7 protein-coding genes are annotated in these 6,510 nt (G+C 71.8%); 6 read left to right on the top strand and 1 reads right to left on the bottom strand.

Features of this window, described 5'->3' with window-relative positions; translation table 11 throughout:
• From D7X12_RS14645 to D7X12_RS14635, 3 genes are all read left to right on the top strand, one after another.
• Positions 1–212: PilZ domain-containing protein (locus tag D7X12_RS14645; RefSeq protein WP_244224553.1), on the top strand; the 212-nt coding region annotated here is incomplete at its 5' end.
• 52 nt (positions 213–264) lie between these two features.
• Positions 265–669: a cytidine deaminase gene (locus D7X12_RS14640; RefSeq protein WP_120625890.1), complete on the top strand. Its 405-nt coding sequence runs from the start codon at positions 265–267 to the stop codon at positions 667–669.
• 11 nt (positions 670–680) lie between these two features.
• Positions 681–2,012: a 5'-deoxyadenosine deaminase gene (locus tag D7X12_RS14635; RefSeq protein ID WP_120625889.1), complete on the top strand. Its 1,332-nt coding sequence runs from the start codon at positions 681–683 to the stop codon at positions 2,010–2,012.
• Positions 2,013–2,034: 22 nt separating this feature from the next.
• On the opposite strand, the gene D7X12_RS14630 is transcribed toward D7X12_RS14635, so the two are convergent.
• Entirely contained in the window at positions 2,035–3,396 is a 1,362-nt protein-coding gene (locus D7X12_RS14630) for a sensor histidine kinase (RefSeq protein ID WP_120625888.1), read from the bottom strand.
• 276 nt (positions 3,397–3,672) lie between these two features.
• On the opposite strand from D7X12_RS14630, the gene D7X12_RS14625 reads away from it, so the two are divergent.
• Genes D7X12_RS14625 through D7X12_RS14615 form a run of 3 tightly spaced genes read left to right on the top strand, consistent with a single transcriptional unit; the run spans position 3,673 to position 6,470 of the window.
• A complete protein-coding gene (locus D7X12_RS14625; protein WP_120625887.1) occupies positions 3,673–4,410 on the top strand; it encodes a PspA/IM30 family protein in 738 nt (245 codons plus the stop codon).
• 34 nt (positions 4,411–4,444) lie between these two features.
• Positions 4,445–5,638, top strand: a complete 1,194-nt coding sequence (locus D7X12_RS14620; protein WP_120625886.1) for an ABC transporter substrate-binding protein — start codon at positions 4,445–4,447, stop codon at positions 5,636–5,638.
• Between the two features lie 25 nt (positions 5,639–5,663).
• Entirely contained in the window at positions 5,664–6,470 is an 807-nt protein-coding gene (locus D7X12_RS14615) for a hypothetical protein (RefSeq protein ID WP_120610492.1), read from the top strand.
• The last annotated feature ends 40 nt before the right edge of the window (positions 6,471–6,510 follow it).

Raw genomic sequence — 6,510 nt, 5'->3', positions numbered from 1 at the left:
GGGTGGGCGAGGCCCTGAATCCGGGCCAGTCCGTGGAGGTGCGCTTCGCGCTGCCTCCGTCCCTGGAGGAGTTGCAGGTGCGCGGAGAGGTGCTGCCGCCCAAGGCCGGAGCCGAGGGCCCCGTGGTGCGGGTGCGCTTCTTGGAGTTGCCGGTGGAGGTGGAGCTCGCCATCGCCAAGCACCTGGACGAGCAATTGGCGGGCGGCCGCTAGGCGTTTCCGGGATGGACGGGCACCCTTGCCGGGGCCCGCGAAGGAGGTCGGAATGGCGGACGAGATTCCCTGGGAGCGGCTGTTCGAGGAGGCCCTGCGGGTGCGACAGCGCGCGCACGTGCCGTACTCGCGCTTCCCGGTGGGGGCCGCGGTGCTGTACGCGGACGGCTCCGTGGTGACCGGCTGCAACGTGGAGAACGCCACCTACGGCCTCACCATCTGCGCGGAGCGCGGTGCGTTCGCCGCGGGCGTGGCCCAGGGCCGGGAGAAGCCGGTGGCGGTGGCCGTCGTCGTGGACACCCTGGAGCCCTGTCCCCCCTGCGGCATGTGCCGCCAGGTGATCGCCGAGTTCGCCGGGCCTGATATTCCGGTGCGCAGCCGCACCCTCTCCGGGGCGGAGGCGCGCTACACGCTCGGAGAGCTGCTGCCGCACGCCTTCACCCGCGTCTTCCTCTAGGGTTCCTCCGCGTGGATCTGCTGCTGACCAATGCCACCGTCGTGACCATGAACCGCGAGCGCGAGGTGCTGCCGCGCGCGGACGTGCTCGTGCAGGACGGTCGCATCGCGAAGGTGGGCCGGGGCCTGAAGGTGAAGGGGCCGCGCCGCCTGCTGGACCTGTCCGGGCAGGTGGTGATGCCCGGCCTCATCCACGGCCACCTGCACGCGTGCCAGACGCTGTTCCGGGGCCACGCGGACAAGCGGGAGCTCTTGGACTGGCTGCGCGAGCGCATCTGGCCCATGGAGGCGGCGCACGACCCAGCGTCCCTGCGCGCCAGCGCGGACCTGACCTTCGCGGAGCTGATCCGCTCTGGTGCCACGGCGGCGCTCGACATGGGCACCGTGCACCACTACGACGCCGTCTTCGAGTCCGCGCGCGACAGCGGCTTCCGGCTCGTCGGTGGCAAGGCGATGATGGACTCCGGCGCGGAGGTGCCCCGGGGCCTGCGTGAAACCACGGCGGACTCGCTGTCGGAGAGCCTGGCGCTGATGGAGCGCTGGCACGGCACCCACGACAACCGCCTGCGCTACGCGTTCGCGCCGCGCTTCGCCCTGTCCTGCACCCCGGAGCTGCTGCGGGAGGTGGGCCGGCTGTCGCGCGAGAAGGGCGTGCGGATCCACTCGCACGCGAGCGAGAACCCGAAGGAGACGGAGGTCGTCCGCCAGGTCACCGGCCAGGACAACATCGCCTTCTTCCACGGGCTGGGGCTCACCGGTCCCCACGTCACCCTGGCCCACTGCGTGTGGGTGGAGGGGAAGGAGCAGGCGCTGTTGCGCGAGTCGGGCACGGTGGTGTGCCACTGCCCGGGCTCCAACCTGAAGCTGGCGTCGGGCTACGCGCGGGTGCCGGAGCTGCTCGCGGACGGCATCCCGGTGGCGCTGGGCGCGGACGGCGCGCCCTGCAACAACACGTTGGACCTCTTCCACGAGATGCGGCTCGCGTCGGTGCTGCACAACCCGCGCGTGGGCCCGGTGGCGATGACGCCCATGCACGTGCTGGAGATGGCCACGCTGCACGGCGCGCGAGCCCTGGGCCTGGAGCACGAGGTGGGCTCGGTGGAGGTCGGCAAGCGCGCGGACCTCACCGTGGTGGACACGCGCGGCTTCCACTTCTGCCCGCTGCCGGACGACGTGACGGGACCGCTGGTGTACTCGGCGCGCTCCACGGACGTGTCGCACGTGCTCATCGACGGCAAGCTGGTGCTGCGCGAGGGCGAGCTGACGACGCTGGACGCCTCGCAGGTGCTGGGCAACGCCCGGACGCAGGCCGCGAAGCTCTTCGCCCGCGCGAAGCTGCGCTGAGGCCGGGTAGCAGGCCCTGTCGCTAGCGGGGCAGGCGCAGGACGAAGGACGTGGACCAGCCCTCCGCGTCCTCCACGGCCAGCCGGCCGCCATGCGCCTCGGCCGCGAGCCGGGAGAAGTACAGCCCCAGGCCGTAGCCCCGGCGGCCCTCCTTCTCGCGGCTGCCCTGCGTGTACTTGTCGAAGAGGGACTCGCGCGCCTCCGGGGGAATGGCGATGCCGTCGTTGCGCACCGCCAGCCACTGGAACCCCTCCGCCTCGCCTGCCTCCAGGCGCACCCGCCCGCCGGACGGCGCGTAGCGGAGCGCGTTGGTGGCCAGGTTCTCCACCACGCGGATGAGCAGGCCCGCGTCCCCCACGATTTGGAGGCCCGGGGTGCACGCCAGCTCCAGCCGGATCTTCCGCAGGCGGGCCGCTCCATCCAGCGAGCGGCGCACCTCGTCCAGGAGCGGTGCGGCCGGGAAGGGCTGCTTGCGCGGCGCCAGCCGCCCCTGCTCCAGGCGGGGCACGTCCAGGAGGTCGGAGATCATCCGGTCCAACCGCGCGGTGACGGCGAGCCCCGTGCGCACCGACTCCACCAGCGGCGTCCCGATGGGCAGCTCCTGCTCCATCCAGGACAGCGACAGCGTCACGGCGGACAGGGGCGAGCGCAGGTCGTGCACGAGGAACTGCATCAGCTGCTCCTGGTGGCCCTGCACTGCCTCCAGCTGGGCGTTGCGCGCGTGGGCCTCGGAGAGCATGCGCTCGATGGTGCGGTGCGCCTCCTCCACCTCGGAGGTGCGGCGGGCCTCCAGCTGCCTCGCCACCTCCGCGCGCGACAGGTCCATGGCCAGCTGCCGCAGCCGCCCGGTGCCGTAGTGGCTCACCGCCGCGACCATGAACAGCGTCACCGCCGCGATGGCCACCGCGCCGTAGCCCACGCCCGCCTCGCGCATGAGCACCGCCTGGGCCAGCGTCGCCAGGCCCGCCGTGCCGTACACGAGCGCGGGCAGCAGCTCCAGGCCGCTCAGCGCCACCACGAGCGCGAAGAGGCCCAGGCTGAAGCCCGCCACGCCCGCGGGGAAGGGCGACACGGGCAGCGCCACCATCTGGAGGCCGAACACCAGCGCCACGTCCACCACGGACTGCACCAGGCTCAGCTGCCGCGTCACCGGCCGGAAGCGCAGCGCGAACAGCAGCGCCACCACCAGGCCGTAGCCCGTCAGCATCAGGGGGTAGTGCGCCCAGTCCGGGGCCCCCGACAGCCACAGGCCCGTGCTCACCGCGAGGAACACGGCCGTGCCCACGAGCCGCACCACCGCCCCCGCGCCCAGCACGCGCTTGCGCTGGGCGTTCACCACCCGCGCGAGCTCAGTCTCAAAGGCGACGGGAGGAGGAGTGTCCATGCGACACGCTTGTTTTCCCCGCTTCTTCCCCTCGCGGCAAGTTCACGGCCACGCGTCTTTCGCGACCCCGGGCAGGCCCTTAATGGTTGGGGCTGGCGGGAGGGGCCGGCTGGTGGCCCCGACCCCGGGCGGGCCGGCGGGCAGGGGCGACCCTGGGGCAATCATCCGTCCGGGCCGGGCGTAGGCACCTGACAGAGCCTTCCAGCCGGGTGCTTGTGGGCGACGGAGTTCGTGTAAGGTGGTTGCGATTAAGCACAGGTGGAGGTGAGTGCCGACATGTGGCAACGATTCAAGAGAGCGATGCGGAGCTTCGCGGGCTTCTTCGTCTCCTCCATCGAGGATCCGGAGCTGATTCTCGAGCAGAACATCCGTGACCTGAACGACCAGGTCCCCAAGATGAATGAGTCCATCGCCATGGTCCGGGCGAATGTGACGCTGCTCGAGAAGGAGAACATGAAGTACCAGCAGGACGTGCGGGAGCTGACCGCCAAGGTCAAGGCCGCCATCCAGGCGGGCCGTGACGACCTGGCCGGCTCCTACGCGACCAAGCTGCAGGGTGAGAAGGAAGCCCTCGCGCGCAACGAGCAGCAGCTCGAGGTCGCGAAGCTCGCCTACGAGAAGGCGCTGAACGTGAAGAAGGCGTTCATGCGCGAGAAGGACAAGAAGACCCAGGAGGCGATGAACGCCGTCCGGGACGCCCGGCGCGCCAAGTGGCAGGCGAAGGTCGCCGACACGATGGAGTCCTTCACCGTCGCCGGCGTGGACTCCACGCACGACGAGATGCTCCGCAAGGTGCAGGAGAAGACGGCCATCAACGAGGCGCGCATGCAGATGGCGCTCGAGTCGGTGGACCACCAGGCCGCGGCCATCGAAGAAGAGGCCGAGAAGATCCAGGGCGACGAGCTGGTCAAGCAGTTCAAGATGGAGATGGGCCTGCTGAACAGCCCCGCGCCCGTGTCGGACGTGGGGGCGGGCTCGGAGAAGACCATCGGCAAGAAGGTGGAGATCAAGTAGATCTCCGCCCCATGAAAGAGGCCGGCGCACACGGATGAAGCTGCACCGCGGACCCGGCCTCTTTCTCTTCCTCGCGCTCTGTGTCCTGGGCGCGGGGTACGTCTTCGCCTCGCGGGCGGGCTATCTGGACCGCCTGCAGGCGCGCTTCTTCCCGTCCACCCGCGAAGCCGTGCGGCTGTCCCCCGGTGACTTCCCCGCCGGTGTGGCGGCCCCCGTGGCGGACGTGGCCTCCGTGCCCTTGCGGCCCGTGCTCATCGGCTTCACCCCCAGGGGCTCCGCCGCCGCGCTGCTGGTGGCCACCGGGGGCGCCACGACGCTGGACAATCCGACGCCGACCACGCCCCCGGGCGTTGGCCAGGGCCTCCTGAAGACGGCCTACGCGCTGGATGCCCGCGCGGTGCTCTTCGCCCGGGAGGAGGAGCTGAAGCAGGCCCTGTCCGTGGGCGCGGAGAACGGCGGCGTGGACATGGCGGCGCTGTCGGTGGACCGGCTCGCGTCGTGGGCGCCCACCCTGCGGGACGCGGCGCCGCGCACGGTGCTGCTGGTGGGCCGCAGCCGGGGCCAGGAGGCGATGGCGGCGGTGGGCGTGCCGGACCTCGCCAGCCTGCGTGGCAAGCGGGTGGGCGTGTACCCGTTCGGCTCCTCGCACTACTTCGCCCTCTGGGTGCTGTCGCGCTCGGGGCTGCGCACCTCCGACGTGCGGTGGGTGGACCTGCCCTCCACCCTGGACGCGGGCCGGGCCCTGCGCGAAGGCCGCGCGGACGTGGTGGTGGGGCTGTGGGGCGACGTGGAACTGGCCGCGAGGGACCGGGGCGGCGCGGTGCTGGCGACGACGGCGGACGCGCCGCACCTCTTGGCCACGGTGCTGGTGGCGCGCGGGGACTTCGCGGCGCGCTACCCGGACGCGGTGCGCCGGGTGCTCCGGGGCCTCCTGGACGCGGGGCAGGGCGTGCTCAAGGACCCGGCGGGCGGGGCGCGGCTGTTGGGCGAGGTGGCGCCGTACCTGGGCGACCCCACGGAGGCCATCCGCAGCGCTCCGCCCGCGACACTTGCGGACAATCGGGCGTTCTTCGGACTATCGGGCGAGGCGCCAGTTACCTATGACGAGCTCTTCCAGAGCGCCGCGGCGCTCTTCCAGAAGCTCAAGCGCGGGACGGCGCCGCCCCTGGCGGAAGACACGCGGGACCTGGGCGCGCTGAAATATGTCTCCGAGGCGCGTGGGCCGTGACGGGCCGCGCGAAGGGAAGTCGGACGTGGCGAAGACACCGAACTACATCAAGGCCGCGTTCCTCCTGCCGGCCAACCTGGTCGGCCTGACGACGGCGGCCATGTCCAGCGCCGTGACGCAGGAGCCACTGCCCATGCTGGTGGCCCTGGGCGTGGAGGGGCTGTACCTGGGCGTCCTGTCCTCCATGAAGCGCTTCCAGCGCGCCGTGCGGGCCAACACGCCGGACAACCCGGAGGCCGCGCGCGCGGCGGTGGACGCCCTGCTCGCGGACCTGGCGCCGTCGCAGCGCGACCACTACCAGCAGCTGGTGGGGCTGAAGGAGAAGATCCTCGCCAACTACCGCAAGCTGCCCGGCGGCCGCGTGCTGGTGGCGGACAGCGAGCCCAAGCTGGACGCGCTGCTCACGTCGTTCCTGCGGCTCATCTCCGCGCTCAACCAGTACCGCACGTACCTGAGCGGCTCAGACAGGGAGCACCTGACGGGCGAGGTCGCGGCGCTGGAGGCGGAGGTCGCCCAGGAGGCCAACCCGCGCCTCAAGGAAGTGAAGGACAAGCGCGTGGAGATCCTGCGCAAGCGCCTGGTGCGCTTCGAGCAGGCGGGCGAGAGCCGCGAGATGGTGAGCCACCAGCTCGCCGGCATCGAGGACCTGATGCGCCTGACGCACGAGCAGTCCATCGCCATCCGCGACCCGGAGAGCGTCAACCGGCAGCTCGACGTGCTCTCCGCGGAGACGGAGGCCACCGACGAGACGGTGCGCCAGATGGAGCGCTTCCTGGACTTCACCGAGGAGACGCGCGGGCCGCTGCCGCACGGCGGCACCCGCGTGCGGTGAGCCGGGCACGCGCCCGCAGGCCGGGCCGCTGCGTGGGAGC

Origin of the sequence: Corallococcus sicarius, assembly GCF_003611735.1 — a bacterium.
GTDB classification, from domain to species: Bacteria; Myxococcota; Myxococcia; order Myxococcales; family Myxococcaceae; genus Corallococcus; species Corallococcus sicarius.
The sequence above is the reverse complement of the archived record's forward strand: the minus strand, read 5'-3'. Positions and strand labels throughout refer to the sequence as shown.